A 25,137-nucleotide genomic window follows, 5' to 3' on the forward strand; every position below is an offset into this window, starting at 1 on the left:
AAACTGCTCATTTTTCAGACTTTTTCCATCAAACTCTTAGTGTTTCTGCCGACAAAGTCTACTTCCCTGTAGTGATATATTTACGCAGCACTCCTGCTACATTGCTGATCGGCATAGACTGAAGCCAAATCTTACCCGGCCCGCTGATAATCGTATTGAAAATTCCTTCTCCGCCAAATACCATATTTTTCACTCCCGGAACGGATTTGATCTCCATACTGCAGCTTGCCGTCATTGCCGCCAGATGTCCGGTATCTACAACAATCTGCTGTCCCATCTGCAGCTCATATTCCACCACATGTCCGTCAAATTCTGCAAATACAATACCCTGTCCGCTGATTCTCTGCATAATAAAGCCTTCACCACCAAACAGGCCGGCGCCAAGTTTTTTATTAAAAAAGATGGACAGCTCTACGCCTGCCTCCCCTGCAAGAAATGCATTTTTCTGCAGAATCATCTCGTTACCCGGTGAAATTTCAAAGGCTTTGACAGATCCCGGAAAACTGGATGCAAACGCGATCATTCCCGGTCCTCCTTCTGATGTATAAATATTCTGGAAGATCGCTTCACCGGAAAACATCCTTCCGAATGCTTTGCCAACCCCGCCGTTAGTAGATGTTTCCATTTTCATATTCGGTGACATCCAGGCCATTCCTCCGCCTTCAGTCACAATTTTCTCTCCGCCCTCCAGTTCACAAATAACTACCGGAAGTGTTTCGCCCTGAATTTGATATTTCATGCTTTTTCCTCCTCATAATAATTGTATTCTGATTTTAGAATACTATCCCGTCTTTATTCTGTCAATCACACAATCAAAAGACAACTCTGCTTCCCTTACAAAATATTTCAAATCTCTACGTCAAATGGAAGATGATCCAGCACATCCCTCTGCACATCTATGCCAGGGTACGCTTCGATAAGTTTCAGACCTTTGGGCGTTAAGCGAAACACACAGCGTTCCGTCACATACAGAACTTTTTGCCCATTGGCGATAGCTCTCTTTGCCGAAAAGCTCACAGCGGATACTTTCTTCACAAATTTGGGAATCGTACCTTCCTTTTCAATAGTCACAACCCCCTTTTTCTGCGAAACCTCCAGCCCTTTTGTGTCAAAAGTCAGGCAAAACACTACCGTAGGGGTCTTGGCCGTGATATTGGCAAAACCTCCTATTCCCGCAAATGCCCCCGGTCCTCTGTGCGCATTTACATTTCCCTGACAGTCCACCTCCAAAGCTCCCATGAAACAGATGTCCAGCCCTCCGCTGTTGTAAAGATCAAACTGGTTCGCCATATCATAAACGGAAGCAGCGCCGATCATAGCTCCAAAGGCCTCTCCAGACACCGGAAAACCTCCGATCCCGCCAGACTCTACCGTCAGCGTCACCATATCCAGTATTCCGTTTTTACGTGCGTGCCTGGCCACCATTTCCGGAATGCCGATCCCGATATTAACAATATCATCTACCCGCAGTTCCTTGGCTGCCCGGCGGCCGATGATATTGCCTGCAGCAGCGCTGCCGGATTTTTTAGCGGAGACCGTATCAATCTTCTCGCTCCAGGTATTCCAGTCCTCATAAGGAATCTCAAAGCTTCCCGTAAGAGCAGTATAAGCCTCATTCCGTTCTTCCGGTTCCGCCACCACAATAGCGTCCACCAGGCAGCCCGGAATAATAGCATTCCTGGGCCTGGATGGCGTATCCACCAAACGGTCTACCTGGACGATCACCCGTCCGTGATTGGACTTTACTGCCTGACAGATGGACAGGGCATCGCCGGACATGAACATATCGTCAAAAGAAATATTTCCCTTTCGGTCTGCCGCTGTCCCCTTTATAAGAGCAACCGTAATCTTAGGCAGCTTATAATAGAGGAACTCCTCCCCATCTACCTCCACATATTTTACAAGAGAATCATCAACGGAGAGCCGGTTGATCCCCGGACCTTCCCTTCTGGGATCCACGAAAATATCAAGCCCCACCTTGGAAAGAGCACCAGGCAGCCCGCCTGCCTGTGCCCGGATGGCATGGGAAATACACCCCAGCGGCAGGTTATATGCTTCAAAACGGTCCTCCATCACCAGCTTCTTGGTACTTAGCATCGCTCCGAAATGGCCGCAGATCAGCCGGTCTACTGCTCCTTCCCGAATGTACCCTTCCGCATTCCGGTTCTCATCCCACAGGCCAAAACCGGCGCTGGAGATCATAGTCAGATGACTGGGGGACCGCATCCTCTGATATCTTCTATAAAGGGCCTCGTGAAGTTCCACCGGATTCTCGATTCCCACAAAAGAATTGACGCAGATACAATCGCCGTCCCGGATCAGGCGGATTGCCTCGTCAGAGCTCATTATCTCGTACATAAACAATCTTCTCCTCATAACTTCTTTCGTACTTTTCTACATATTTTATTACATTCAGAGGAGCCTGTCAAAGTCCGGTATGTACAAAAGCTTTTAGCCCGTTTACCCAAATAACTGTTTTCCGATAACACTTATACCTAGCAATCCGAAAAAGCCGCAGCCCACAAGTCCTCCTAAAAGTTCACCCCATGTTATATCGTCATCTTTCCCTGAAATTTTCCGAAATAGCAGCCACACCCCTCCAAAGAAACATGGGATTGCCAAAAAGCAAAAGCCCGTAAGCACTATATTTATTAAAAATACAATCCCACTTCCGAATTTTTCCCACGCTGCCGCACCAATAAGCACTACTATCATCAGTACCCAAACTGGGATTGTGAAAAACCAAACTATCATGTTATTTTCTCCTTTTCAAATCATTCTACTTCAAGAGAAAGATTCTCTCCCGTTTCAACATCAATATAAAAACATTCTCCAGTCTCTGCATTAACCGCAATCCTTCTATTCTCACACTCTCCTACACAATTAATATTAGCAGGAATACGTACAGACTCTTTTCCATTGCTGTCAACAAAGATTGTCGTCGTTTCATCAACCGCTACTCTTATCATACCCTCGGAAACTTCCCCATATATAATCGGAATCTGATCTGAAAAATCATGATTATAACAATGAATAGGTTCGAAGAGGAAATTTCCTTGTTCGTCTATCATTGTTACGTAATCTCCGTCTACCCCTTCAATATACAGAGCACTCAACCCATTTTCATAATTCAGTTCCTCCTGATTAACTTTTATATCTGCAATCCTGTTTTCATTTATCAGAGTTCCATTTAAATCAAAAGTCCAGATGACAAAATCTCCCTCCTCCATTCCGCTCACAATCACGGCATCATCCGATAATGTTATATTCCGTCCATATTCGTAATAGTCTCCATAATCAACTGTCGAGGTTCCTCGGTCTTTATACAATATCCAACCTGAAAGCATCATATTATTTTGATAGTCAGTAAATCCTTCCATGTCTTCATAGTAAATCCCTTGGTTCGCATCAACCACTACTTCTTTGTATTCAAAATCTACAATACCGTCTTCACATTCTTTAGGATAAGGTAATTCTTCTCCGCATACTTTCGCAAATTCTTCACTTACAGGAATAACTTCATTCCCATAACCGTCAATTACACCCATTTTTGCTGTTTTCTGCTGATATCCTGACGGTTGTTCCAACACCATCATATATCCGTTTCCAATTTCCTGTCCCTGGTACTTTTCCGACAAACTATAGATGATTTCTCCATTTCGATCAAATGCGTTATTGTCGATCCAAATATATTCTCCTTCCTGGTCTATACTATTATACCCACTGCTGCTGTCCTGAGGATATTCAAACAGCTTTTGCCCATTTACATCAATGACATTTATTCTAATATCTGAACTGGAATTTGTATTCATCATTTTTACATATGCAATTCCATTATGAAAACTACTTCCCTCGACAGGTATCCAAGTTTCTTCCTCGCCATCTTTCTTTGTGTCTTCACTGACCTCCGCGTCCCCTATGTCTTTTAAATTGTAGCTGCCAAGCAGACCTCCTTCCAATTCAATCTCCTCTACCTTGCCTGTTTTCGTATAAACTTTTACATTAAACAGCACACTTTGTTCATCTTCGTCTTCAAAAACACTGTAAAACTCTACTCCCGGCTCATATACATCCTCGTCTGTTGTATCAATTATAGCTGCCTCACTGAAATAGTACGGCTCATAGTAACTTTCAAGGAGTTCCTCTACTTCTTCCTTTTCCCACTGCTCATTTTTTTCATTACATCCCACTAATACCATTGTGCAGAGGAACATCACGCTCACTAACACTCTCTTTTTCATACTCAATACTACTACTCCTTCACAAATACTACCGGATCTCCGCCATAATTGTCAGTTTCAACTACAGAATCTTTATATCCTGTCATAGTCAACTCTAATTCTGTATCGCTGAGAAATTCATAATCGAATGTTCCATATATGGTATCTCCCCATCCATCCGTAGTGATAATAACTATCTGCTGGCTGGACTCATGCCATTCATACGAGGCATTTTGCTCCTCCCCATCTGTTATCATTTTTGTATCACCGAATGTATCTTTTTCACTGTTCGGCGAGTAAAAAACAAAGCCATTCCCTTCCCCATCGTTCCAATTACCCTCCAACTTATCCAGGTCACTGCTTCCACATCCCACAAGAAGAGTTCCAGCAAGAAATATACTCGCTAATGCAATTTTCATTTTCATATCATTCCCTCCTTCAAAATATAACTGTATGGGCATATATTAGCCTATATAGTTTATTATAATATATCATTCCCGTCTATATAATTCAAGTATATATAAACTACAAAGGCGGTGTGACAAGTGGATTACTATATGATCGGTCAGAGAATACGAAAATTTAGAAAAGCTCATCCCTTTTCACAAGAAGAATTGGCTGAAAAAGTCGGCATCTCAACTACACATATGAGCCATATCGAAACTGGTAACACAAAATTAAGTCTGGCAGTTTTGGTAAAGCTTGCCTTGATATTGGAAGTCAGCACAGACGACATTTTGTTTGATTCTCCAGTAGGAAATAAAAGCGACCTTATGAAAAAAATCCAAAGTTCGCTGGAACAGTGTACTCCGCAAGAATTAGCAATTATCCTTGATCTTGTAGCAGCCACTAAAATTTCTCTCAAAAAGTATCTATAAAAAATGATTTTCTCCTATAAGAAAAAACTGCAAAGAGGAGAACACCAGATGAAACCATTTATCATTTACCTTATTTTTATTAATATCCTTACCTTTTTCATCTATGGCCTGGACAAACACAAAGCCCGGAAAAACAAATGGCGTATTCCCGAAAAGCAGCTGTTCTTCCTGGCTTTTATAGGGGGAAGCATAGGCGCCGAAGCGGGGATGCTCTGTTTCCGCCACAAAACAAAACATCCCCGCTTTATGATCGGCATCCCTGCCATCTTCCTTCTTCAATTGTGTCTTTTATTCGGAATAGCGTATGCGGTCAATTAGGCTCATCCTCTCTTTTAAGCATAGAAAAAGGACGCATCCGCCTTTGGACACGTCCTCATCTTTCTGTGATTCTTATTCTATCTGTTTTGTATATGTTTCATTTCTTTTCTCTGTTTCTCCCGATCTTTGGAAAGTTTCAAAGCCAGACTGCTGACTCTTTCAAAAGATTCCTGTTCGCTTTTCAACAAAACATAGACCATTTCTGAGAAATCTTCTCTTTTGTCATACCTTCTGAACGCTTCTCTGTACTTTCCGGTCGGCGGGATTGACACAGGCAGGAAACCGCTGTTGATCAACTGCTGATTTATGATCATCCTCCCGGTCCTGCCATTCCCATCTAAAAAAGGATGGATCCGTTCAAAACGGACATGACTGGCTGCAATCTTTTCAAAAATCTCTTTCACAGTCGCCGCCTCTGTATTTGTCTCCCTGATCCATTCTTTCATGAGCGCCGGAACATCCTGCGGATCCGGCGGGTAGTATACGGCTTCAGACAGATTTCCAATGTAAACTGTGGTTTCTCTATATTCTCCCTGCATATGTCTGATATAGCCATTCGCCTGCCTGATCCACTCTTCATCAATGGTTTTTTTTACAAATGGAAGCAGCATTTTCTGAATTGCATAGTAAGCATTTTTTGCATCTGTATATTCAGCATAGGTATGGTTCGATCTTACTTCATCATAATCAATCACAGCGATCGTTTCTTCCAGTGACAGAGTATTCCCCTCAATTGCATTCGTACTCCATGAAAATCTCCTGGCAAAATCTTCCGTAAACGGCTGACTGATCAGTGGGTTTTCCAAATGCTGAAAAATTTCTTCTTTTTCTGCTTCAATCTGTAAGATCCGATTTTCGTTGTCAAATAATGGCATGATATCTGCCTCCCAATATAAAATAAATGACGGTCTCGGGTAAAAGAGACACCCCTTGCATTTTTGATTCTTTCTCTTCACAACAGTATACCACACAACTGCCTGCTTATCTATCAGAAAGAATATTCTGTCTTTTCCATACTGCTGCAATAGCGTCTTTTATTCGGAATAGCGTATGCGGTCAATTAGGCTCATCCTTCGGAAATTCCTGGAAATTACGTAAGTGAGAATAAGCTGAATGAGCGCTACCGCTGCAGCAAGTATCACTGCCGGAAGAATCGGGTAATGGTAGGACGTTACATTCATCAGATTATTCACTTCCATATAATGGAACACGCCATACCCTGCCGCGCTTCCGATTCCCAGCGCAACAAGCAGCGTACCTGCCGTATAGAAAGCTCCCTCCATCTGCAGCATACGGATCAGCTGCTTTTCAGAAAGGCCGATGGCCTGTATCATGCCCAGTTCTCTTTTTCTTGTGTAGATGCTGTTGATCATCGTGTTGATCAGATTCATCACCCCGATCCCACCGAGGATGGCAAGAAACGCATATCCCAGCAGACTTATGATCTGCATTCCGCTTCTCCATGTATTCAGATGTTCATCATAGGTGTCTGTTTCCAGATAAGGACTGGTGGAAGCCAGCGCATCGAGCTGCCTGAAAGCTTCTTCTTTCTGATCAGGATCCACTGTAATAACACAGGTATCATTTAAATTTGCGGAAGTATACTCCGCCAGCACGCTGTCCGGCAAAAGGAATCTGCTGCTTAATATACCGCTGGGAAGCTCCGTAATTCCCGCAATTTCAAATGTCTTCTCTACCGTACCCTGATCGGTGATTATGGAGATATCCAATGAATCCCCCACTCCAAGCTCCGGGAACCAGTGCGCCACATTATCATCCATCACAATCTTGTCTCCCTTTTCCAGCTCTTCATAGGTTACATCCCCCTCTATAAGTCCGTCCTCGATCACAGAGGCATAGGATGGATCAAACCCCTGGATACCAGGCGTTAATATTTCCCCTTCAGGATCAAGCTCTGTAAGGATACCGTAGATCATCGTCTTGACCTTCACCTCTTCCACACCGGAAATCTGCCGGATCCGGCTGATAAATTCGTCGCTTAAGGGATTATTCTGCATCAGGTTCTTCCAGGAGCGGTCCGGATTCATCTTATCATTCTCCCAGCTGTCCACGTAAATTTCGTAATCGCCTTCAAATTCTTCCTTGGCAATCTCCTTTGGATCTGCACAGTGGATCACTGTTGCCACTACCATAAAGAGGATCCCGATCACTCCCATTGCAACAACCGTAAGTACGGTACGCTTTCTGTTTCTGCTTAAGTTCGCTCTTGTCAAGCGTGAAAGGCTAAGTTCTGTAAAGCCTTTCCTCTCCTTCTTTTTCCCCGGCTTTTCTCCGTTGTAACGCATAGCCTCCACCGGCGAGATCTTTGCCGCCAGATTCATCGGTTTTACAAGAGATAAATACACCGTAACTACCACAGCAGCGATCGTAATGAGATACAGCCACCAGTGAAGGAGTTGCACATCGCCGCTTTTCAGCAGGTCAATACAGAGCTGATTGAATCCCGGTTCACTGTATCTTGTCTCAATACCGGTAGAAATCTCAAACATGGTCTCTACAATGGGCCTTGCAGTAAAACTTCCGATCAAAAGGCCAAGCGGCAGCGCAATAACCGTTACAAAAACCCCTTCCCGGAATACCATCTGCCGGATCTGACGCTTCGTTGCCCCGATCGCTTTCAGACGCCCGTATTCCTGTACTTTGGGAGTAATCGTAATGTAGTAAATGCTGTAGATAGTCAAAATGCCTGCTGCCACCACCACCAAAATGATACACGCTATCCCTGCATAGGAAGCAGGATCCACATAATTTGCCAGCAGATAAGAATTATTCATAACAACATTGTCTTCAGAGACATCGAAATCTTCCGCAATATTCTTTGCCTCTTCCTCGATGGCGTCTGTTGTTTCAATGCTTCCCGACACATTCTGCAGACGGAACATGACACGATATTCTCTCTCTTCTGCCGGTATCACACTTCTCATGTAATCCAGAGAAAAGAGGGCTGCATAGGATTTCTTCTCTTCGTTAATATCTGCCTTTAAAAAACCGCTGATCTGAAAAGTATCTTCTGTCTGATAACCCAGGCCTCCATCCTCTACCAGCTGGAAAGGAAGAGTAATCTCATCTCCCACCCGTGCGTCCTCCAGACCATATTCTTCCAGCATCTGCCTGGGCAGCGCAATATCTTTCTCTCCAGACGGGAAGGTTCCCTCTTCCAGCTCTATCTTATTGTAGCTGATCCCCAAACTGTCCATGGCAAGAAACAAAATATCCGAATCGTCATCCACGCCATAGGCAAAATCCTCCCGGATTCCCATATCTTCAATCAGATTATGGGCTTTCAGCTTCTTTACATTTTCTTCGGAAACCTGCCGGTACATAACATGGTAAGTGGGATAGTATTCATTGACTGCCGCAAATTCCACAGATATTGTTCCAAATCCTATCGACAGAACCGAGAAGATCAGAAGTGTGGTCAGTAAAATGGCCACACCGCTTATGATATTTCTCGTACGGTTCAGTTTTAAATTGGCAAATGCCGTCCTTGTTACTGTCTTCATGCTCTCACCACCTTACCGTCCTCGATCAGGATCATCCGATCTGCCATCTGCGCGATCGTCTCATCGTGGGTGATCATTACAAGCGTCTGTCCATATTCTGTCACACAGCTCTTCAGGAGACTGACTACTTCAATCTCATTTTTGGAATCCAGATTTCCTGTCGGTTCGTCTGCCAGGATAATAGCCGGACGTGAAGCAAGCGCGCGGGCAATAGCAACTCTCTGCTGCTGACCGCCGGACAGAGTGCTCGGCAGCGCATGGAGTTTATCCTCTATTCCAATACGGCGGACAATACTCATCACAAAATCCTGATCTACCTTTCTCCCGTCCAGTCCAATGGGAAGAACAATGTTTTCCCACACATTCAGAGATGGAACCAGATTATAGCTTTGGAAGACAAAACCGATCTTCCTTCTGCGAAATACTGCCAGCTTTTCATCTTTCAGCTTGAAAATATCTCTGCCCTCGATCAGCACTTTTCCGGAATCCGGCCGGTCCAGCCCTCCCAGCATATGAAGAAGCGTACTTTTCCCGGAACCGCTTCTCCCGACGATGGCTGCAAACTCTCCCGGGATGATCTGAAGATCGGTATGATCTATAGCCTTGACAAGGTTATCCCCTGTCCCGTAATACTTTACCAAATCTACTGTTTCTAATATTGCCTTCATGTAATATGCCTCCTTCTTCGGTTCTGGCATCATTATATCTTTCCAGACTTACAGGACACTTACAGAAACCATAACAAATTTGTAAGAAAAAGGGACAGACTTATGAAGCTCTGTCCCGCCGCTTATCTTTATAAAGGAAGAGTCACAATAAAATTGCTCCCGCTCCGCTGTCCTTTTCTGACACTGATCGTTCCTCCCTGATCTTCCAGTATTTTCCTGGAAAGGTAGAGACCTACTCCTGAGCCGTCCATCGCCTTAACCTTCTCACTCTCTCCCCGGAAAAATCGCTGAAAAATCTTGTGCATCTCGCCGGAAGGGATGCCGATTCCCTCATCCTCCACCTCGATCATAATATAGGAAACCAGTTCCGTTACTTTTATTGTGATCTTCGTACCTTCTCCGGAATATTTCACTGCATTGTCCAGAATATTGACAAACGCCTCACCTGTCCACTTCGGATCATGCAGGATCTGGCGATCCTCAAATTCCTCCATGGAAATATCTATGTTCCGGCGGTACGCTTTCATATAAACGCTGCTGACCGCCTGGGTCAAAGTGCTTCGAAGACTGGCTCTCACAGGAGAAATACGGATCATGTCCGCTTCCAGCCGGGAAAGGTGAACAAAGGAATCAAGAAGAGTTTCCAGTTTTGCCACTTCCTCTGCCTCCCTGGCAGTAAATTCATCTTTCTCTTCTTCCGTCAGCTCTGTAGACTGTGTCAATTCATAGCTCATTTTCAAAGCAGCCATAGGAGTCTTCAGCTGATGAGAAATGTCGGTGATCAGACTTTTTGTTTCCTGTTCTTCTCTTCGCAGTCTTTCTTCTGTCCGGTCAAAGCTCATTTTCAGCTCTTTCAGCTCTTCTTCCAGGCGCTGTTTTTCTTCTGTCTCCCGCTGGCGCTGCTTTGCACTTCCCGCTCCGATCAGCACCACCCCTAAGGAGCCAAGGAGAAAAACACCTCCCATGACTGCCGCATATCCTCCGATTGTCTGAAAAAACCGTATATCCGCTGCACGGTAGCCATATCGTTCCAATATTTCCTGTCCGGCGGACACCTCTCCTTCGGACGCTTCTCCTTGAAAGATCTCCACATACTCCGCTTCGCGGCCGGGATCCAGAGATACAAGGGCCCCAAGTTTCCTCTCTTCTTCCTTTTGCACGGCATTTCCCGCCGCAATGAATAGAATTCCTTCTGCCAGCAGAACAAGAAAAAGCAGCCCTGCTATCAGAGCTACTCTTTGAGACTTTCTTCTGTCCATATATATCCGAGCCCCCTCACATTCCGAATATAGTCATTCCCGATCTTCGATTTCAGCCTGCTGATATTAACCGGAACTGTATTTTCATCCACAAACTGCCCGTCCAGATCCCATACTTTCTCAAGGATCTGTTCTTTTGATACAATCTGCCCTGCATTTTCCAGAAGGAACATCAAAAGCTGCAGCTCTTTTTTACTCAAGGAAACAGGTTCCTTATTTTTGTATGCCTTCATCTCACTGTAATTCACGGAAATTTCCCCTGACCGGATCAGCGCACCATCACTGCCCAGACGTCTCATAAACGCATGAACCTTGGAGACCAGCACCATAAGACTGAAGGGCTTTGTCATATAATCGTCCGCCCCCAGATCATAAGCATTTACCATATCGATCTCCGAATCAAGCGCAGTGAGGAACAAAATAAATACATTGCTTTTTTTGCGGATTCTGGCGCAGAAATCCAGACCGCTCCCGTCAGGGAGGTTGACATCGCATATGACAAGATCGATCCTGCCGGGTACAAAAAGTTCTTCTGCCTCCTTCAGGGAGAAGGCAGAAGATACTTCATATCCCTCTTTTTGCAATTTCAGTGTAATTCCATGATTCAGATTTTTGTCATCTTCCAGCAATAGTATCTTTTTCATTTAAAATGTCCACTCTTTTTCCCGAAATCCTACTAAAATCCTGTTATCATCGATCAGAAGAGGACGTTTTACCAGCATTCCGTCGCTTGCCAGAAGCTCTATTTTCTCCTCATCGCTCATGGTATCCAGCTTATCTTTCAGTCCCAGTTCCCGATATTTCATTCCGCTGGTATTGAAAAATTTTCGGATCGGATATCCGCTCCTTTTGATCCATTCTGTCAGCTCTTCTTTTGTCGGATTATCCTCTACAATATGACGGTCCTCAAATGTCACTTTGTGTTCCTCTAAATATTTTTTTGCACGCTTGCAAGTAGTGCATTTCGGGTATTCAATAAATAGCATGCTATACTCCTTTCTCCTTTGATCTGTAAATTGCCTCCAGAGCGTCCACGATTCCCTCTACTCCCATGAGGCTGGCATTGAACAGGATCTGATGAGATTCTATGCTCCCCCAGTCTCTTCCTGTATGTGCTTCGTAATAAAGTTTCCTCTCCCGATCCGTCCGTTTGATCTTGTCCCACGCCTGCTTTTCCGTCAGCTTGTATATGCGCGAGATTCTCCGGATCCGGTCCTCTTTGAATGCATGGATAAACACGTGGATACAGCTGCTGTAATCACCCAGTATATAATCCGCACATCTTCCAACAATAACGCAGGAGCTGCGGTCAGCCAGTTTCTTCACAAGTTCTGTCTGTACCCGGTACATACGATCACTTAGTGGTTCTGTATCTTCCCCGCTCATAAATGTGGTATAATCACCCAAATTTACAACATAGGCAGACAAAAATCTTCCCAAAACTGTCTCATTGAGGTTTTCGGCTGCTTCATTGCTGATTCCGATTTCCTGGGCTGCCATATGGATTAAATTCTTATCATAAAGAGGGATATTCAGTCTCTGGGCAAGCATATTCCCGATCTCATGCCCGCCGCTTCCAAACTGCCGTCCAATGGTAATGATGGTATTCTCCGTCATATGAATCAGCTCCTTTTCTATTTATTTTCTTGCCTTTATTATACTTCACCTTACAGACAATATACAAGGGGAATCGCTGTCTCTTCCGGCAATAATGTCACAGACTCCAGCGTACATGACTTCCCTTTTTTGTCTTTGTCACAATAAGCTGCTTGTCAATGCTCTCCTTCAGTTCCGTAACATGGGAAATAATACCGATCATCCGATCCTCACCTGCCAGGTTCCTCAAAGTTCCAATTGCCTGCTCCCTGGAATAATCATCCAGAGAGCCGAAGCCTTCGTCCACAAACATAGTCTTCATCTGGATACCTCCGGCGCTTCTTGAAATAGCATCCGACATGCCCAGCGCCATGGAAAGCGCGGCCATAAAAGATTCTCCGCCTGATAAAGTACGTACATCTCTGACTTTTCCGGTTTCCATGCTGTAAACATCCAGGTCAAGGCCGGCATTGCCCCGCATTCCCAGATCTTCCAGGGCACGGCATTTCAAAAGAAATGCCCCTCCTGTCATGATATTCAGTCTCTGATTTGCAAATCCAATGATCTGTCTGAAATACTGTCTTTGCACATAGGATTCAAAATCTATTTTTACCGCTCCGGAAAGATTGCCGTTTGCAGTCTGATCCAGAGTGCCAAGACAGGTATAGTCCTCCTGAAGCTTTTCGAGTTTTTCACAGATCTTCTTTAAATGCTCCCGGACGATCCTGTTATTTTCGTTCCGGCTGTACCAGATTTTCTGCTCTTTTTCCAGCTCTTCTTTTTTATCTTCCATGGAACGCTTCCGTTCTTTCATTTCTGTTGTATCCTGCTCCGTCTTTCCTTCCAGCGCTCTCTGCCACGTATCTTGCCGGCTCTTTGCCTCAATGCATCTCTGACCGTAATCATCGTACTCTTTCTGCAGCCTTGTTTTGCTCTCTTCATCCAGAAGGCTTTCGATATATGCCTCTTCGTCCGAAAATCCCTCCTCTTCCAGCGTCTCCCGGAACTTACAGAGCAGCGCTTCCTTTTCTTTTGCCGCCCGTTCAAGCTCCTTGATGCGCGCTTCTTTTTCTCCTTCAAGACGGCTTCTTTCCTGTTCCAGACTCCTTAGACAATGATCTGTTTCCTGAATTTTGAGACGATACTCTTCCATCTGCATGTAGACATCTTCCTGACATTTTACCAGGCCCTTCTGTTTCTCCTCCAGTTCTTCCCGCCTTTTGACCGCTTCTTCTGCCTCTTCCCTCTCTTTCCGTCTCTCTTCGAGAATTTCTTCTTTCCTTACTGCCTCCTTTTCCAGAAAAGCTTCCATAAGAGCCGCCTCTTCCGGGAGGTCAGGAGTCACCTTTTTGCCTTCTTCTGTCACAACTTTGACAGCGGCGCTGTAAGCCTGACCGGCTTCCAGAAATTTCTGCTGGTATTCATCCTTCTTACGTTCCGCCAGATCCCGCTTTTTCCTTGCTTCCCTTACATCTTCCTGCGAAATGGGTTCACCGGTAAGTACCGCCGGCGAAGGATGATGAAGGGAACCGCACACCGGGCAGGGCGTTTGCTGGGGTTAGATAGCGATACTTTTTACATCTACCATGTTGCGGCGGTCATGGTTGACAACTTGCGTCGGCTCCTGCTCGGTATCAACCTGTCCGACAAAGCTATAATGGATTTCGATTTTCCGGGTGTTGGTTTCCCGGTCTAATTCATGTATCAAAATACGGTCGATAAACTCATGGACGTTTTCATAGGTCAATTCCTGTATGTCGCTGTATTTCCCGACAATCTGAATAAACCTTGATATATCCCTTTTTCGCTCGGTAACGGTTGCGATCTGCTGTTGTAACTCGTCTATCCTTGCGGCAAGGGATTTCTTTTCGTCCTCATAGCCGGAAGTTAGAAACACAAACCGTTCATCTGTCAGTCTGCCTAATGCGTTGTCCTCATACAGCTTGCGGAAAAGCGTGTCAAGTTCGGTCATACGCGCCTGTGCTTTGAAAAGTTCCTTTTGCTGCTGCGCTAATGCCTTTCTCGCTTCCATGTCGCCGTACTCGGTAGCTTTACAGATAAAGTCCTGTTCGTGTTCCTTAACATACCGCAAAACCCGCCGCATATCTTCCAGCACTAAATCAAGAAGTACGTTTTTGCGGATATAATGAGAGGTACACTCGCTGCCTGTCCTTGCCCTGTTGCGCCATGCGCCGCAAGAATAGGAAAACTTGCGCGGCTCGATATTTACGCCCTGTTGGTAATACATCTTATGTCTGCAACCAGCGCAAAACAGCAAGCCGGAAAAAATATCAATCTCCGCTGCTTTTGTCGGGCGGTGGCGGGTAGCAATCCGCTTTTGCGCAAGTTCAAAGGTTTCCTCGTCAACAAGCGGCTCATGGGTGTTTGGGAAGAAATAGCGTTGTTCTTCTTCGTTCTTCCGGGTCTTTTTCGACTTGTAGGATACCTTGTGAGTTTTCGCGGTTATGGTATGCCCTAAATATTCCTGCCTTGCTAATATGTCATAGAGCGTTTTGTCCGGCCAAGTATAGGGGGCGATCATTGCCCGCTGATACCGCGCCTGTCCTGTACGCTGATAGCGCAACGCTCCAATCGTCAAGACTTTGTTTTCCGCAAGCCATTTTTGGATTTCGCACATACGCACGCCGCTAACAAACATAGCGAAAACCTGTTTGACAATCGGCGCGGTTTCCGGGTCGGGTATAAGGTGGTGGCGGTTGTTCGGGTCTGGGATATAGCCGTATGGATATTCCCCGTTGACGCGCTCGCCTTTTTGCGCCTGTGCCTGTTTAACTGCGCGGATTTTCTTGCTTGTGTCGCGGGCGTAAAACTCGTTAAACCAGTTCCGCAAGGGGGTAAACTCGTTATCCTCCCGCGCTGTGTCAACTCCGTCGTTGATCGCGATATAGCGTACTCCGTTTTCGGGAAATACAATCTCTATGAGTTCGCCCGTTTTCAGATAGTTTCTGCCAAGACGGGAAAGGTCTTTGGTAATGACCGTCGCCACTCGTCCGGCTTCCACTTCCTGCAACATCGCTTGCAGCCCCTCGCGCTCAAAACTCACGCCGGAAAATCCGTCGTCCACAAAAAACTTTGTGTTCAAAAAATGGTGTTCGTCCGCATAGCGTTGAAGTATCATTTTTTGGTGCTGTATGCTTCCGCTTTCTCCGGCTTGCATATCCTCTTGACTTAAACGGCAGTAAAGGGCGGTGATTTTATTCGACTGTAACATTAGTCCTCCTTTCCGACAGCCGAATAAACAGGTATAATGTGTTGCTATCATTATACCATATCCCGCCGCCTAATGCACTACTCGGACGCTAAAAATCCCGGATTTCCGGGCTTTTTCTGCAAATCCTTTACAATGAGTTTCTCAATCTTTTTATGGATTGTATCGGTTGCCTTTTCACTCGGCAACGCTTGAACAAGATAGGTGATTTTCCCTATTTTGCGTTCGGTTGTAATTGTCTGTTTTTTATCCATTAGAAAAACCTCCTTTTCCTGTATGGATAAACTATATTCGTCAAAAGGCAAAAACGGGCGGTTGTTAGCTGCAACCTCACGGGAGTTTCACCCCGGCCCATGCTTATGGGTGCGCCGCGCAATACTTTGAGGGTGTTCAACGCGGGAGTATCATTGTGCCGCCTTGTATGTCGTCGCCCACAAGCTGCTAAACCTGTTTTACGGCGCGGTAGTTCTCGCTCGGCTTTTCCCCTATGGGGAAAAGCTGTCATGGCGTACCCGCCGACTGGCTCGGTACAGACGGAATGTACCCGTTTGCCTGTTATGCTGCGCACCAAAGGCCGCTTTCTTTGTCAAAGAACAATAGGCTTTGTCGGCCTGCAAAAGCACATCAACAGCGGATATGCTTTTGCGGAACGACAAATAGCCCATAACGGGAAGCGTGGAAAGGGGACACGCTCCCCGCATGGGCTAAAAGATTATCCTACATGAAAAGCAAGGGTGCGGGTAATAAGGCGCACTTGCAGCCTGTTACGCATTTCCTCGTCCACATAGGAATAGGTATTGCCCGCGTCGTCTTTCAGCGTGCGGGTACAAAGTTTCGCTATGTAACCCTCGTAGTGCTTCAAGATCGCGCACATGGCGGTTGTGTCGCCGTTTGCCGCTGCGGAAATGACAGGGAACGGCAACAGATTTTCAGACTTCCTAACGGTATTCATCATCTGCTTTTCCCTCCAAATACTGTTTGATTTTCGCAAGCGCGGATTTCCTGTGCCGGAAAACCGTCGTGCGTACAACATTCAGCAGTTCGCCAATTTCCGCGTCGCTCATATCCAAGAAGTAGGACAAAAGGATAATGTCGCGTTTCCTTTCGGGCAAAGCGTTAAGGGCTTCGGCAAGCAGTTCATTTTTGACGAGTACATCAAAGCCGGACACTTGAAAACGGAAATAATCGCTTTCGTATTCGTCCGTTGTGAAAAGCTGCGCGAGTTCGCTTTCGCTCAAATCCGAAAAAGTAACTTCGCGTGCTGCGCGTTTCGCAAGAGTGCGGCGGTGGCTTTTCGCTTCGCCGACCAAAGTTTTCTTTGCTAATGCGTCGTACTGATGTTGTATTCTTTCCTTGTCGGAAGAAGATAGCTCCATAGAGTTCACCTCCTTCCCGCGTGGAGTAGAGGACGGGAGTTAAGGGCTTGTCCTCTCTGCCCCTTTCGCTCCGTACCCGTTCGGGAGATGGCTCTTGAGTGCGCTTTTCAGAAAAAAGTTGAAAAAAGCAAAATGCGCCCGTCCGCAAGACGCGGACGGGCGCAAAGGAAATGTAAGCAGTAGCTAAATGTATTGACAGTTCACATTCATAGCCGGAATATCCCGCTTGCGGAGCATAGCTTTTTTTGACCGCAAAGCATTAGGCGGGTTACAGTAAATAAAAATGGACACGGCGATACCTCCCCGATACCGCCGTATCCTTAAAAAAGGGCGACTTTAATACACTACCCGCAATCCATTCTATAATAGGGAACAGCGGCTTTTGCGCAATATTAAATAAAAAAGCCGATAACACATAGGTTTTTTGACCTAATGCGTTATCGGCTCTGCGTCTATGCGTCTGGCACTTTTAATCATTTTTTTTTGAATTTATTATATGTGTTAGCTAACTGTCCACAAGCCGCGTTAATCTCTCTGCCATGAGAAACTCTCATAGTAACTTCAAGTCCTGCTTGCTCTAATTGATGTTTGAATGCAACTATTTCCCGTTTCTGTGGTGCTTTAATTCTTGAATTGCTTGTTGGGTTGTATTGTAACACGTTAATCATAACTTTTTTGCCCCGAAACCATTTTGCAAGTTGTCTTACATCTGAGGGCCGGTCATTTATACCCGGTAAAAGCAAATACGCAAAGACAATTTTGCGATTATGCCTTTCAGAATAGGATAAGGCTTGCTTAACAACATCTTCAATAGCATATATGCGCATGTGAGGAATAATACGATTTCTTGCAGATTGTGTTGCTGCGTGTAAAGATATTGTCAACTGAATTTTAAGATGTTCCTCGCGCAATTTTTTTAATTGATCGACCGGACCAACTGTTGATATGGTAATGCCGTCGGTTGGAAAGTTGAGCCCATATCTATCTCGGAGAATATGGATTGCTTTTATCAAGTTGTCATAATTGAATAAAGGCTCTCCCATACCCATAAAAACGATACGGTTTACTTTTCGACGCAACAATATAATCTGTTGTACGATTTCTGACGATGTTAGATTACGAACAAAGCCATTTCGCCCGGACTCACAAAAAATACAACCAACAGGACAACCGACTTGTGTGCTCACGCAAACAGTTCCACCATCTCGCCGCTTGATAAAAACCGTTTCAATGTATTTGTTGTCTTTCAGTTCGTAAACATACTTTTCAGTATCACTGCTTTTGCAAATATTTTTTACCAACATTGATAGATTTTTTTTGCGTGGTAATTGCTTATATAATTCTTCATATAAGGCTTTTGCTTCATTCTCGCCAATAACTTCCGACATTTCTTTGTAAGTAAATCCGTATGGATCATTCCGTACTTCCGCAGGCGTATATTTAGGTAAACGTTTCATTTTTATATCCTTTCTTCTAAATAATAAAAGTTTGTTTTTCTGTATTTTTGATTACAATCTCTAATTTTTCTACATCAATGATATGCGTCAATTTGCATTTAGGGCAGAAAAGAGGAAAATCTTTTAATACAGTATTATGAAATACTTGAACTCTCGTCTTTCCGTTACAAATCGGACATTTTATCCAATATTTTTTAAGCATTATATTTCACTCGTCCTTTTTACACAAAAAAATGCAGGTCAATCCTCAACATGAGCATTGACCTGCATTTATAATGCACAGAGCAGTACAACAAAACTAAGGCATAGCTTGCACTATATCTATACGTCGTTAGTTTTTTGTATAGCATCCGCAAAATAAGCATGACAAAAAAGCCCATGTTGAAAATGGGAAAATCCTTTTTTTCAATGCTTATCTAATACGCATGCTATGCAACATAAACGCCGCCTCCTTTTACATAAATTTTATTTTATCAGAAAATCAGTCTACTGTCAATACACAACAGGAAGTATTTAACCTAATGATATGAATTGTGTGGACATATCCAAAAAGAAAGGTGAACTGTAAAATGTAACAGGGTGAATGAAAATGGCAAAAAGACCCGTACCATTGTACGACTTTAAGGCTTTCGGGGCAGCTATAAAAGCCGCGAGAAATGAATACGGCGAGAGCCGCAAAAAGGTAAGCGACGAGTTATATATTTCCCCGCGCTACCTTGCGAATATCGAGAACAAGGGACAACAGCCGAGTTTACAGGTATTCTATGACCTTGTAACCCGGTATCATATTTCGGTAGATCAATTTTTCTTCCCGAACAGCAATGCGGAGAAATCCACCGGGCGGCGGCAGCTTGACGCGCTGCTGGACGGTATGAGCGATAAAGGCATACGGATTGTAACCGCAACAGCAAGGGAGATAACGGAAGTCGAAAAAGCAGAGGATTAACCTCACAATATGAGAAATCGGGAGATTGCAGCGCATGGCGGCTGCAATCTTTTTTTGCGTCCAAAATCAAGGGAATGCGCAACAAATACCGCCTTTCGGTAGGGGTATGGAGTAGATAGCAAGCACAGCAAACGAGTACCCGTTTGCGAAAAATGCTTGTTGGGATAATCCCAAACCCTTATACCGAAAGGCGGCGCGGAAATGGAAAACCGAAAGAGAAATATCCAAATGAAGTTTTACGTTACGGAAGAAGAAAAGCGGCTGATCGACGAGAAGATGAAGCAGCTTCCCATAAAGCAGTATGGGGCATACTTCCGCAAAATGGCGATTGACGGGTATATCCTTGTCATTGACCGAAGCGACACGAAAGCATATATCCGGGAACTGCAAGCGGTGAGCCGGAACATCAATCAAATTGCCAAACGCGCCAACGCGACGGGGGCGGTTTACCAGCAGGACATTGAGGATATAAAAAAGGCGGTGGACGAGATATGGCGGTTACAAAGACGCACCCTATTAAATCAACCTTAAAGGCCGCAATAGACTATATCTTAAATCCCGAAAAGACAGACGGAAAGCTGCTTGCGTCCTCTTTCGGCTGCGGGCTGGAAACCGCCGATATAGAGTTTGCATGGACGCGGGAAGCTGCCGGAGATCGCGGCACACATTTAGGGCGGCACTTGATACAATCCTTTGCGGTAGGCGAAACCACGCCGGAAGAAGCGCACAAAATCGGCATGGAACTTGCGCAAGCGGTGTTAGGCGGCAAGTATGAGTTTGTTTTGACAACCCACGTCGATAAAGACCATCTGCATAATCACTTGATTTTCAACGCGGTTAGCTTCGTTGACTACAAAAAGTATCATTCCAACAAGCAAAGCTATCACGCTATCCGACGCACCAGCGACAGGATATGTAAAGAGCATGGGCTATCCGTCGTCGTGCCGGGACAGGACAAAGGGAAAAGCTATGCGGAATACACCGCCGAAAAGCAAGGAACAAGCTACAAAGCCAAGCTGAAAACGGCGATAGATACCCTCATTCCCCAAGTGAAAGATTTTGACGAACTGCTGCGCCGTTTGCAGGAAATGGGGTATGAAATCAAACAGGGCAAATATATTTCTTTCCGCGCTGCCGGACAGGAACGGTTTACCCGCGCAAAGACGCTCGGCGCGGCCTATACGGAAGAAGCGATAAAAGAGCGTATCAAGGGCGTATATATCGCCAAGTCAAAACCGCTGCGGGAAGATAGGAAAATCCGGCTTGTCGTCGATATTGAAAACAGCATTAAAGCCCAACAATCGGCGGGCTATGAACGGTGGGCGAAAATCCATAATCTGAAACAGGCTGCAAAAAGCATGAACTTTTTGACCGAAAACAAGATTGAATATTACAGCGACCTTGAAAGCAAAATTGCGGATATTATGACTGCCCATGACACGGCGGCAAGGGCGGTTAAGGACGTAGAGCAGCGTATGTCGGATTTGTCGCTGCTTATCAAGCACACAACCACATACCGACAATTAAAACCGATTTACGAGGAATACAAAAAGTCGCGGGACAAGGAAAAGTATCTGTGGGGGCATGAAAGCGAAATTATCCTGTTTGAAGCTGCGGCAAGGGCATTAAAGGAAATGCAGATAAAGAAGCTGCCCGATCTCGCCGCGCTGCGTAAGGAGTATAGCAGCTTAAACGACAGGAAAAGCAAATTGTATGAGGATTACCGCCAAGCGAAAAAACAAATGCAGGAATACGGTATTGTCAAAAAGAACGTCGATAGTATTCTTTACCCGTCCCAAAGTAAGGCGCGGGAGCAGGAGCGATAAGGCGCAAAACATGGGGTAGCAAGTGGAATGTTAAGGGCTGAAAACGCCTGTGTTTCTGCGGCTTCCAGCGCGGGGAAACAGCGTAGACGATACTTTATATTCAAACCCGCAAAAACGGCTTTCTAATTGTCCACGCAAGGGCAAAAAAACAGGGGCGCGGTGCCGGAAGTCGGCAACCGCGCCCCTGTTTTCTATGGGCTATTCCTCGTCGGTCAAGATAAACTCCCTTTCGGAAAACTCGCTGTCCGTCATGGCTTGCAGCTTGTTCACCGCTGCGGCGGCAAGCTGGCGTATATCCTCGTCCATGTAGGGCATGGCGGCAAGGATATTTTCAAGCGTCGTTTCCCGGCTGTCCTCGGCGTAGATCGCAACAATATTTTCTTCCTCAATGGTAAAGCGGATATTCATGCTATCAAACCTCCAAATCCTTTTTATGCTCTTTCTGTTTATCTTTCGGCTGCTGCGCCGCCTGTTTCTTGTACTCGTCCAGCTTCTTCAAAATGGACGGTTTTTTCTGCGGCTGTTCCCGTTTCTCGGCTTTTACCGCTTTCGCAAGGTCGGTAACGGAAATCGCTTCCCCCGCCTTTGCCCGCTGCTCAAAATCTGCGACGGTAGGCGTTTGCGGCGTGTTATTGATAAGCCCGTCAAAATTGTTGTCGTTTTGCTCTATGGTGTCCTCGACGTGCTTTAAGGGATTATCACGCTGCGGCTGCTCGGCTGCTATGGCAAACGCCTGTGTGCCATTCCCCATAATGAGATACTTCCCGTCCTCCGACGCATGGTGAAAACCAAATCCCGCCGCTTCGATCTGTTCACGGCTCATATCGGTAATATGAAAATTGCCCCTCGGCGTTCTAACGGTTTCACCCGTCAAAAGGCTGTCGGGGGTCGCTTCCGGCTGCTGCTTTTCAAGCTGCCCGTCCTTGTAGGAATATCCTTGCGCCGCGATTGCTTCAAGGGTCTTGCCCGTAACGTCGCCATAAATCCGCTTGTCTGCGTCAACCAGCATTTGCAAAGTGTCTTGTACGGTGTCGGACAAGGCTTGCTGCTGTTCGGGCGGCAGCTTGTCAAATACGGGGGTCTGCTGCTCCTGCAAAAACTCCGGCACTTGCTGAAAACCGATACTGTCTACATAGTGGGCGGTGTCCTCGTCGTTCTGATGAAGCACAACAATGTCGGAAACGGAAAGGCTATGCCCCTTAAAGTCGGCGGGGTGGTCGATATTAAACCTTTCCCAAATGTCGCCCAGCGTCATATCCTTTGTAAGCGGTGCAGTATAGACGAGTTCATAATTTACCCGGTCAATGGTAAGTCCAGCCGCTTGCAGACGGTCATAAGGCTCAAAGCGCAAGTCCCTTGTTTCGTCCCCGCGCTTTAACTGATAAATGGAAAAGGTATCGCCCTGCTCCTGCTCGGCTTGCCGCTGCTGCTGCAACTCGGTAAAATGCCCCTCAATCTCGGTAATGAGTTCCTTTGCGGTGGTCTGTATTGTTTCAAGGGACGCTTTTAACTCGGTCATTTCCTTGCCGCTGCTCCAACCAGCCACATAGCCGAAAGAGTAATCGGAAGTATCAAGGCCGAAATGCTGGCAAACCGTATAAGCGACGCTTTCCGCTTCTACCTCGCAGGTATGGCGGTCAACGCGGTTTTGCTGCTCCGGCGGGGCGTTTAAGTCTACGTCGTGCAGCTTCGCATGGGCGATTTCGTGAATGGCGGTCTTTACCGCCTGTAATTCACTCACGCCCTCTTTGATTGCAATACGCTTGTCGGTCAAACTGAAATACCCATTTGCGCCGTTTGTGATCTGCTCAAATGCAATCGGGACGGGGGACGCTTTTTCAAGGGCGGCGAAAAAATCCTCGTACTGCTCCACATCGGCAAGCAGCGGTTTAACGGAAAGGTCGGGAAACTCCTTGCCCTCGGTCTGCGAAATATCAAAGACGGTTATAACCTTAAAGGCGGGGACGGTGATTTCCTTTTCTTCCTTTACCACTTTTCCCTCGCGGTCAAGCATGGGCTTTCTCGTTTCGGGGTCGATTTTATCAACCAGCTTTTTCACCTTGTAGGGCGCGGGGGCAAAGATTTTAATGCCTTTCTCGCCTTTCTTTACATGGCGGTCAAACTCCTTTTCCCATTGACGGAAGCCCATTACCAAATTGCCGCCCTGCATAGCAATTAGGATAGTGTTATTCAAACTATAATCATGGAACTTTGACATAGCGGTTAGAAACTCTTTGTAGCGGTCGCTGTCAAAAATCGCCTGTACGCCCTGTTCCAAACGCGCGGTGATCTCCTTTACCTTTTCGGCGGGCTTTTCGGAAGTAAGGATAATGGGGACGACGGGGCGGGGCTGCTGCGGCTCTGCGGCCTGTGCGTCTGCTTGCTGCGTTTCGGCTGCGTCCATATAGGCTTTGTCCTGTTCGCCGCGCTCCGGCTGCGGGTAACTCATAATGCGGTATTCTTCCGGCACTTCGCGCCCCTCAAACTGCCGTTCCCACTCGTCGCCGCTTTCCACGATATAGCCGTACTCGGTAAACGCGCCTTTTTCCTGCGCGGCAGCGTTCCTGCCAAAAGTAGAAAGGTCAATGCCGCCTTTCCATTCTTCGGGCATTTGTACCATGCCGGATTGATTTAAGTAATAGTCGCCCAAATCGTGGTAGTTATGTACTTCGGGGATATGGACGTAAAAATCCACGTTGTAGGTGAAGTCAATTACCTGTCCAATATTTGCAAGCCCGTTTTTCTGCTGCAAAGCTGCGTTCAGCTTGCCAACCTCGGCGGGGTCAAGCTGTTCGAGCCGCGCCGCAAGAAAATTGAGTTCGTCCACGTCGGCGGCGCATACCATTTCATAAGGCAAGGCAATATGTTTCTCCGGGTCGTCGGAATAGCCGCGAATGGAAAAATCCTGCGGGTTGTCGGCGGTAATGCCGACGTTCCGCATAGCTTCGTGCAACTGCTCCTTTGTGGCGGGCATATCCAACCAATAGCCGCCGGGGTCGCCCGCGTCAAAGCGGCTGCGGTTGCCTATCATAATAGAAAACTGTTCGCTCATGTGTTCACGCTCCTTTTCCTGCCCGGTATTTTCGGGGATAGCTGCCGCCTGTTGCTGCTGCGGGGGTTCTTCGCCCTCTATGGTGTAGTCCGGCATGAGCATACCGTTTACTTTGAAATAGTCGGCGTACTCCTGCGGGATAGGCGGGGAGATTTCCGTAAACAAGCGGTCATACGCTTTGATACGCCCATTCAGATACTTTTCCATAGCTGCCTTGTCGGTGAAAACCTTTCTATCTTGTCCGGCAATCTTCGCTTGGGTTCTGCTTGGGCTGTTGGTGCGCACGCTCCATGTAAGCGTCCATGAATACGGGATAGATTTCTGCGCTTCTTTGTCGTAGCGGGTATTCTCGTAAATGTAGTAATTCATCTGATATACCCGGTTGCTGCGAATATGGCGGTTATGCTCGGTGGTCTGCCACTCGTTAGCGGTGTGCTGGACGTGCGGCGTTCTCACATATTCAAGTGTTTTATCCAGCAAAAGCGTTCTTCCCGCCTGTTCTTCCCATGCGGCGGCGCGTTCTTTAAGGTCGTCAAAAATCGCCTGTTCTGCCGCCGCGCTTTCGCTGCGCATGGAAAGTAGCTGCGCAATCGGCAAGGAAGCATAAGGGGCAATCTCCCTGTCCTTTGCTTCAAAATATATCCGGCGTTCTATCCGCATGGTTTCGGCGGCTTCTAATTTGTCATGGTCGTATGAGGAATACGGCATATTCTTTCATCACGTCCTTTCTCGGTCATATAAGGGTTTGGGACTATCCCAACAAGCAAAATGCCCGCGCTCTCTATGGG

At 46.1% G+C, this 25,137-nt stretch carries 26 protein-coding genes; 5 read left to right on the forward strand and 21 right to left on the reverse strand.

All coding sequences use genetic code 11. The features are described 5' to 3' along the window. Positions 1 to 58 precede the first annotated feature (58 nt). The 5 genes from EUBC25_RS03185 to EUBC25_RS03205 all read right to left on the reverse strand — a co-directional run bounded on the left by EUBC25_RS03185 (position 59) and on the right by EUBC25_RS03205 (position 4,645). The gene (locus tag EUBC25_RS03185; protein ID WP_230106804.1) at positions 59 to 739 is read right to left on the reverse strand and encodes a TIGR00266 family protein; all 681 of its coding nucleotides are present in this window, start codon (positions 737 to 739) and stop codon (positions 59 to 61) included. 107 nt (positions 740 to 846) lie between these two features. Next, entirely contained in the window at positions 847 to 2,358 is a 1,512-nt protein-coding gene (locus EUBC25_RS03190) for a CoA-transferase (protein WP_230106805.1), read from the reverse strand. A 102-nt stretch (positions 2,359 to 2,460) separates the two neighbouring features. Next, positions 2,461 to 2,754, reverse strand: coding sequence for a hypothetical protein (locus tag EUBC25_RS03195; protein WP_230106806.1), 294 nt, complete (start codon positions 2,752 to 2,754; stop codon positions 2,461 to 2,463). A 20-nt stretch (positions 2,755 to 2,774) separates the two neighbouring features. Next, positions 2,775 to 4,247: a hypothetical protein gene (locus EUBC25_RS03200; protein ID WP_230106807.1), complete on the reverse strand. Its 1,473-nt coding sequence runs from the start codon at positions 4,245 to 4,247 to the stop codon at positions 2,775 to 2,777. Between the two features lie 5 nt (positions 4,248 to 4,252). After that, positions 4,253 to 4,645, reverse strand: coding sequence for a hypothetical protein (locus EUBC25_RS03205; protein WP_230106808.1), 393 nt, complete (start codon positions 4,643 to 4,645; stop codon positions 4,253 to 4,255). A gap of 120 nt (positions 4,646 to 4,765) precedes the next feature. On the opposite strand from EUBC25_RS03205, the gene EUBC25_RS03210 reads away from it, so the two are divergent. Together EUBC25_RS03210 and EUBC25_RS03215 are read left to right on the forward strand one after the other, a co-directional pair. Further along, positions 4,766 to 5,098: a helix-turn-helix domain-containing protein gene (locus EUBC25_RS03210; RefSeq protein WP_230106809.1), complete on the forward strand. Its 333-nt coding sequence runs from the start codon at positions 4,766 to 4,768 to the stop codon at positions 5,096 to 5,098. A 48-nt stretch (positions 5,099 to 5,146) separates the two neighbouring features. Further along, positions 5,147 to 5,416 (forward strand): DUF1294 domain-containing protein, encoded by a 270-nt coding sequence (locus EUBC25_RS03215; RefSeq protein WP_230106810.1) that lies wholly within the window; start codon positions 5,147 to 5,149, stop codon positions 5,414 to 5,416. A gap of 77 nt (positions 5,417 to 5,493) precedes the next feature. On the opposite strand, the gene EUBC25_RS03220 is transcribed toward EUBC25_RS03215, so the two are convergent. The 14 genes from EUBC25_RS03220 to EUBC25_RS03285 all read right to left on the reverse strand — a co-directional run bounded on the left by EUBC25_RS03220 (position 5,494) and on the right by EUBC25_RS03285 (position 18,727). Further along, positions 5,494 to 6,291, reverse strand: a complete 798-nt coding sequence (locus EUBC25_RS03220) for a Fic family protein (protein ID WP_230106811.1) — start codon at positions 6,289 to 6,291, stop codon at positions 5,494 to 5,496. Between the two features lie 159 nt (positions 6,292 to 6,450). Then, positions 6,451 to 8,940 (reverse strand): ABC transporter permease, encoded by a 2,490-nt coding sequence (locus EUBC25_RS03225; protein WP_230106812.1) that lies wholly within the window; start codon positions 8,938 to 8,940, stop codon positions 6,451 to 6,453. After that, positions 8,937 to 9,608 carry an ABC transporter ATP-binding protein gene (locus EUBC25_RS03230; protein ID WP_230106813.1) on the reverse strand — a complete coding sequence of 224 codons (672 nt, stop codon included), beginning with the start codon at positions 9,606 to 9,608 and terminating at the stop codon, positions 8,937 to 8,939. Before EUBC25_RS03230 ends, EUBC25_RS03225 begins: the two co-directional genes overlap by 4 nt. A 128-nt stretch (positions 9,609 to 9,736) precedes the next feature. Next, positions 9,737 to 10,867, reverse strand: a complete 1,131-nt coding sequence (locus EUBC25_RS03235; RefSeq protein WP_230106814.1) for a sensor histidine kinase — start codon at positions 10,865 to 10,867, stop codon at positions 9,737 to 9,739. Further along, positions 10,840 to 11,511 (reverse strand): response regulator transcription factor, encoded by a 672-nt coding sequence (locus EUBC25_RS03240; RefSeq protein WP_230106815.1) that lies wholly within the window; start codon positions 11,509 to 11,511, stop codon positions 10,840 to 10,842. The genes EUBC25_RS03235 and EUBC25_RS03240 overlap by 28 nt, the downstream gene beginning before the upstream one ends. Next, positions 11,512 to 11,853: an arsenate reductase family protein gene (locus EUBC25_RS03245; RefSeq protein WP_230106816.1), complete on the reverse strand. Its 342-nt coding sequence runs from the start codon at positions 11,851 to 11,853 to the stop codon at positions 11,512 to 11,514. Between the two features lies 1 nt (position 11,854). Continuing rightward, positions 11,855 to 12,484, reverse strand: a complete 630-nt coding sequence (locus EUBC25_RS03250) for a cytidylate kinase-like family protein (protein ID WP_230106817.1) — start codon at positions 12,482 to 12,484, stop codon at positions 11,855 to 11,857. A 97-nt stretch (positions 12,485 to 12,581) separates the two neighbouring features. Next, entirely contained in the window at positions 12,582 to 14,000 is a 1,419-nt protein-coding gene (locus tag EUBC25_RS03255; RefSeq protein ID WP_230106818.1) for an SbcC/MukB-like Walker B domain-containing protein, read from the reverse strand. 21 nt (positions 14,001 to 14,021) lie between these two features. Beyond that, a complete protein-coding gene (locus EUBC25_RS03260) occupies positions 14,022 to 15,695 on the reverse strand; it encodes a recombinase family protein (RefSeq protein WP_002604471.1) in 1,674 nt (557 codons plus the stop codon). A 77-nt stretch (positions 15,696 to 15,772) separates the two neighbouring features. Then, a complete protein-coding gene (locus EUBC25_RS03265; RefSeq protein ID WP_002604472.1) occupies positions 15,773 to 15,946 on the reverse strand; it encodes a transposon-encoded TnpW family protein in 174 nt (57 codons plus the stop codon). Positions 15,947 to 16,404: 458 nt separating this feature from the next. Next, positions 16,405 to 16,647, reverse strand: coding sequence for a helix-turn-helix domain-containing protein (locus tag EUBC25_RS03270; RefSeq protein WP_002604473.1), 243 nt, complete (start codon positions 16,645 to 16,647; stop codon positions 16,405 to 16,407). Then, positions 16,631 to 17,068 carry a sigma-70 family RNA polymerase sigma factor gene (locus tag EUBC25_RS03275; RefSeq protein WP_002604474.1) on the reverse strand — a complete coding sequence of 146 codons (438 nt, stop codon included), beginning with the start codon at positions 17,066 to 17,068 and terminating at the stop codon, positions 16,631 to 16,633. The genes EUBC25_RS03270 and EUBC25_RS03275 overlap by 17 nt, the downstream gene beginning before the upstream one ends. Positions 17,069 to 17,541: 473 nt before the next feature. Next, the gene (gene rlmN, locus EUBC25_RS03280; protein WP_002584956.1) at positions 17,542 to 18,525 is read right to left on the reverse strand and encodes a 23S rRNA (adenine(2503)-C(2))-methyltransferase RlmN; all 984 of its coding nucleotides are present in this window, start codon (positions 18,523 to 18,525) and stop codon (positions 17,542 to 17,544) included. Between the two features lie 16 nt (positions 18,526 to 18,541). Next, positions 18,542 to 18,727 (reverse strand): cysteine-rich KTR domain-containing protein, encoded by a 186-nt coding sequence (locus EUBC25_RS03285; RefSeq protein WP_003431289.1) that lies wholly within the window; start codon positions 18,725 to 18,727, stop codon positions 18,542 to 18,544. A gap of 387 nt (positions 18,728 to 19,114) precedes the next feature. On the opposite strand from EUBC25_RS03285, the gene EUBC25_RS03290 reads away from it, so the two are divergent. The 3 genes from EUBC25_RS03290 to EUBC25_RS03300 all read left to right on the forward strand — a co-directional run bounded on the left by EUBC25_RS03290 (position 19,115) and on the right by EUBC25_RS03300 (position 21,297). After that, on the forward strand, positions 19,115 to 19,471 hold the full coding sequence (locus EUBC25_RS03290) for a helix-turn-helix transcriptional regulator (protein WP_002584957.1): 357 nt from the start codon (positions 19,115 to 19,117) through the stop codon (positions 19,469 to 19,471). Between the two features lie 201 nt (positions 19,472 to 19,672). Next, positions 19,673 to 20,002 carry a plasmid mobilization protein gene (locus EUBC25_RS03295; protein ID WP_008979758.1) on the forward strand — a complete coding sequence of 110 codons (330 nt, stop codon included), beginning with the start codon at positions 19,673 to 19,675 and terminating at the stop codon, positions 20,000 to 20,002. Continuing rightward, positions 19,963 to 21,297, forward strand: coding sequence for a relaxase/mobilization nuclease domain-containing protein (locus EUBC25_RS03300; protein ID WP_230106819.1), 1,335 nt, complete (start codon positions 19,963 to 19,965; stop codon positions 21,295 to 21,297). Before EUBC25_RS03295 ends, EUBC25_RS03300 begins: the two co-directional genes overlap by 40 nt. A gap of 198 nt (positions 21,298 to 21,495) precedes the next feature. Here the strand turns inward: EUBC25_RS03300 and EUBC25_RS03305 are convergent, their stop codons facing one another. Both EUBC25_RS03305 and EUBC25_RS03310 read right to left on the reverse strand, forming a co-directional pair. Then, positions 21,496 to 21,705 carry a transposon-transfer assisting family protein gene (locus EUBC25_RS03305; protein WP_230106820.1) on the reverse strand — a complete coding sequence of 70 codons (210 nt, stop codon included), beginning with the start codon at positions 21,703 to 21,705 and terminating at the stop codon, positions 21,496 to 21,498. Between the two features lie 4 nt (positions 21,706 to 21,709). Next, positions 21,710 to 25,057, reverse strand: a complete 3,348-nt coding sequence (locus EUBC25_RS03310) for a YodL domain-containing protein (RefSeq protein WP_230106821.1) — start codon at positions 25,055 to 25,057, stop codon at positions 21,710 to 21,712. Between the last annotated feature and the right edge of the window lie 80 nt (positions 25,058 to 25,137).

It is taken from the genome of Claveliimonas bilis, assembly GCF_020892095.1.
Taxonomy (GTDB): domain Bacteria; phylum Bacillota; class Clostridia; order Lachnospirales; family Lachnospiraceae; genus Claveliimonas; species Claveliimonas bilis.

Excerpts from the sequence above, each read along its gene's own strand:
- EUBC25_RS03185 (WP_230106804.1), bottom strand. The coding sequence starts at position 739 with ATGAAATATCAAATTCAGGGCGAAACACTTCCGGTAGTTATTTGTGAA.
- EUBC25_RS03190 (WP_230106805.1), bottom strand. The coding sequence starts at position 2,358 with ATGTACGAGATAATGAGCTCTGACGAGGCAATCCGCCTGATCCGGGAC.
- EUBC25_RS03195 (WP_230106806.1), bottom strand. The coding sequence starts at position 2,754 with ATGATAGTTTGGTTTTTCACAATCCCAGTTTGGGTACTGATGATAGTA.
- EUBC25_RS03205 (WP_230106808.1), bottom strand. The coding sequence starts at position 4,645 with ATGAAAATGAAAATTGCATTAGCGAGTATATTTCTTGCTGGAACTCTT.
- EUBC25_RS03215 (WP_230106810.1), top strand. The coding sequence starts at position 5,147 with ATGAAACCATTTATCATTTACCTTATTTTTATTAATATCCTTACCTTT.
- EUBC25_RS03220 (WP_230106811.1), bottom strand. The coding sequence starts at position 6,291 with ATGCCATTATTTGACAACGAAAATCGGATCTTACAGATTGAAGCAGAA.
- EUBC25_RS03225 (WP_230106812.1), bottom strand. The coding sequence starts at position 8,940 with ATGAAGACAGTAACAAGGACGGCATTTGCCAATTTAAAACTGAACCGT.
- EUBC25_RS03230 (WP_230106813.1), bottom strand. The coding sequence starts at position 9,608 with ATGAAGGCAATATTAGAAACAGTAGATTTGGTAAAGTATTACGGGACA.
- EUBC25_RS03235 (WP_230106814.1), bottom strand. The coding sequence starts at position 10,867 with ATGGACAGAAGAAAGTCTCAAAGAGTAGCTCTGATAGCAGGGCTGCTT.
- EUBC25_RS03240 (WP_230106815.1), bottom strand. The coding sequence starts at position 11,511 with ATGAAAAAGATACTATTGCTGGAAGATGACAAAAATCTGAATCATGGA.
- EUBC25_RS03245 (WP_230106816.1), bottom strand. The coding sequence starts at position 11,853 with ATGCTATTTATTGAATACCCGAAATGCACTACTTGCAAGCGTGCAAAA.
- EUBC25_RS03250 (WP_230106817.1), bottom strand. The coding sequence starts at position 12,484 with ATGACGGAGAATACCATCATTACCATTGGACGGCAGTTTGGAAGCGGC.
- EUBC25_RS03260 (WP_002604471.1), bottom strand. The coding sequence starts at position 15,695 with ATGTTACAGTCGAATAAAATCACCGCCCTTTACTGCCGTTTAAGTCAA.
- EUBC25_RS03265 (WP_002604472.1), bottom strand. The coding sequence starts at position 15,946 with ATGGATAAAAAACAGACAATTACAACCGAACGCAAAATAGGGAAAATC.
- EUBC25_RS03270 (WP_002604473.1), bottom strand. The coding sequence starts at position 16,647 with ATGATGAATACCGTTAGGAAGTCTGAAAATCTGTTGCCGTTCCCTGTC.
- EUBC25_RS03275 (WP_002604474.1), bottom strand. The coding sequence starts at position 17,068 with ATGGAGCTATCTTCTTCCGACAAGGAAAGAATACAACATCAGTACGAC.
- rlmN (WP_002584956.1), bottom strand. The coding sequence starts at position 18,525 with ATGAAACGTTTACCTAAATATACGCCTGCGGAAGTACGGAATGATCCA.
- EUBC25_RS03285 (WP_003431289.1), bottom strand. The coding sequence starts at position 18,727 with ATGCTTAAAAAATATTGGATAAAATGTCCGATTTGTAACGGAAAGACG.
- EUBC25_RS03290 (WP_002584957.1), top strand. The coding sequence starts at position 19,115 with ATGGCAAAAAGACCCGTACCATTGTACGACTTTAAGGCTTTCGGGGCA.
- EUBC25_RS03295 (WP_008979758.1), top strand. The coding sequence starts at position 19,673 with ATGGAAAACCGAAAGAGAAATATCCAAATGAAGTTTTACGTTACGGAA.
- EUBC25_RS03300 (WP_230106819.1), top strand. The coding sequence starts at position 19,963 with ATGGCGGTTACAAAGACGCACCCTATTAAATCAACCTTAAAGGCCGCA.
- EUBC25_RS03305 (WP_230106820.1), bottom strand. The coding sequence starts at position 21,705 with ATGAATATCCGCTTTACCATTGAGGAAGAAAATATTGTTGCGATCTAC.
- EUBC25_RS03310 (WP_230106821.1), bottom strand. The coding sequence starts at position 25,057 with ATGCCGTATTCCTCATACGACCATGACAAATTAGAAGCCGCCGAAACC.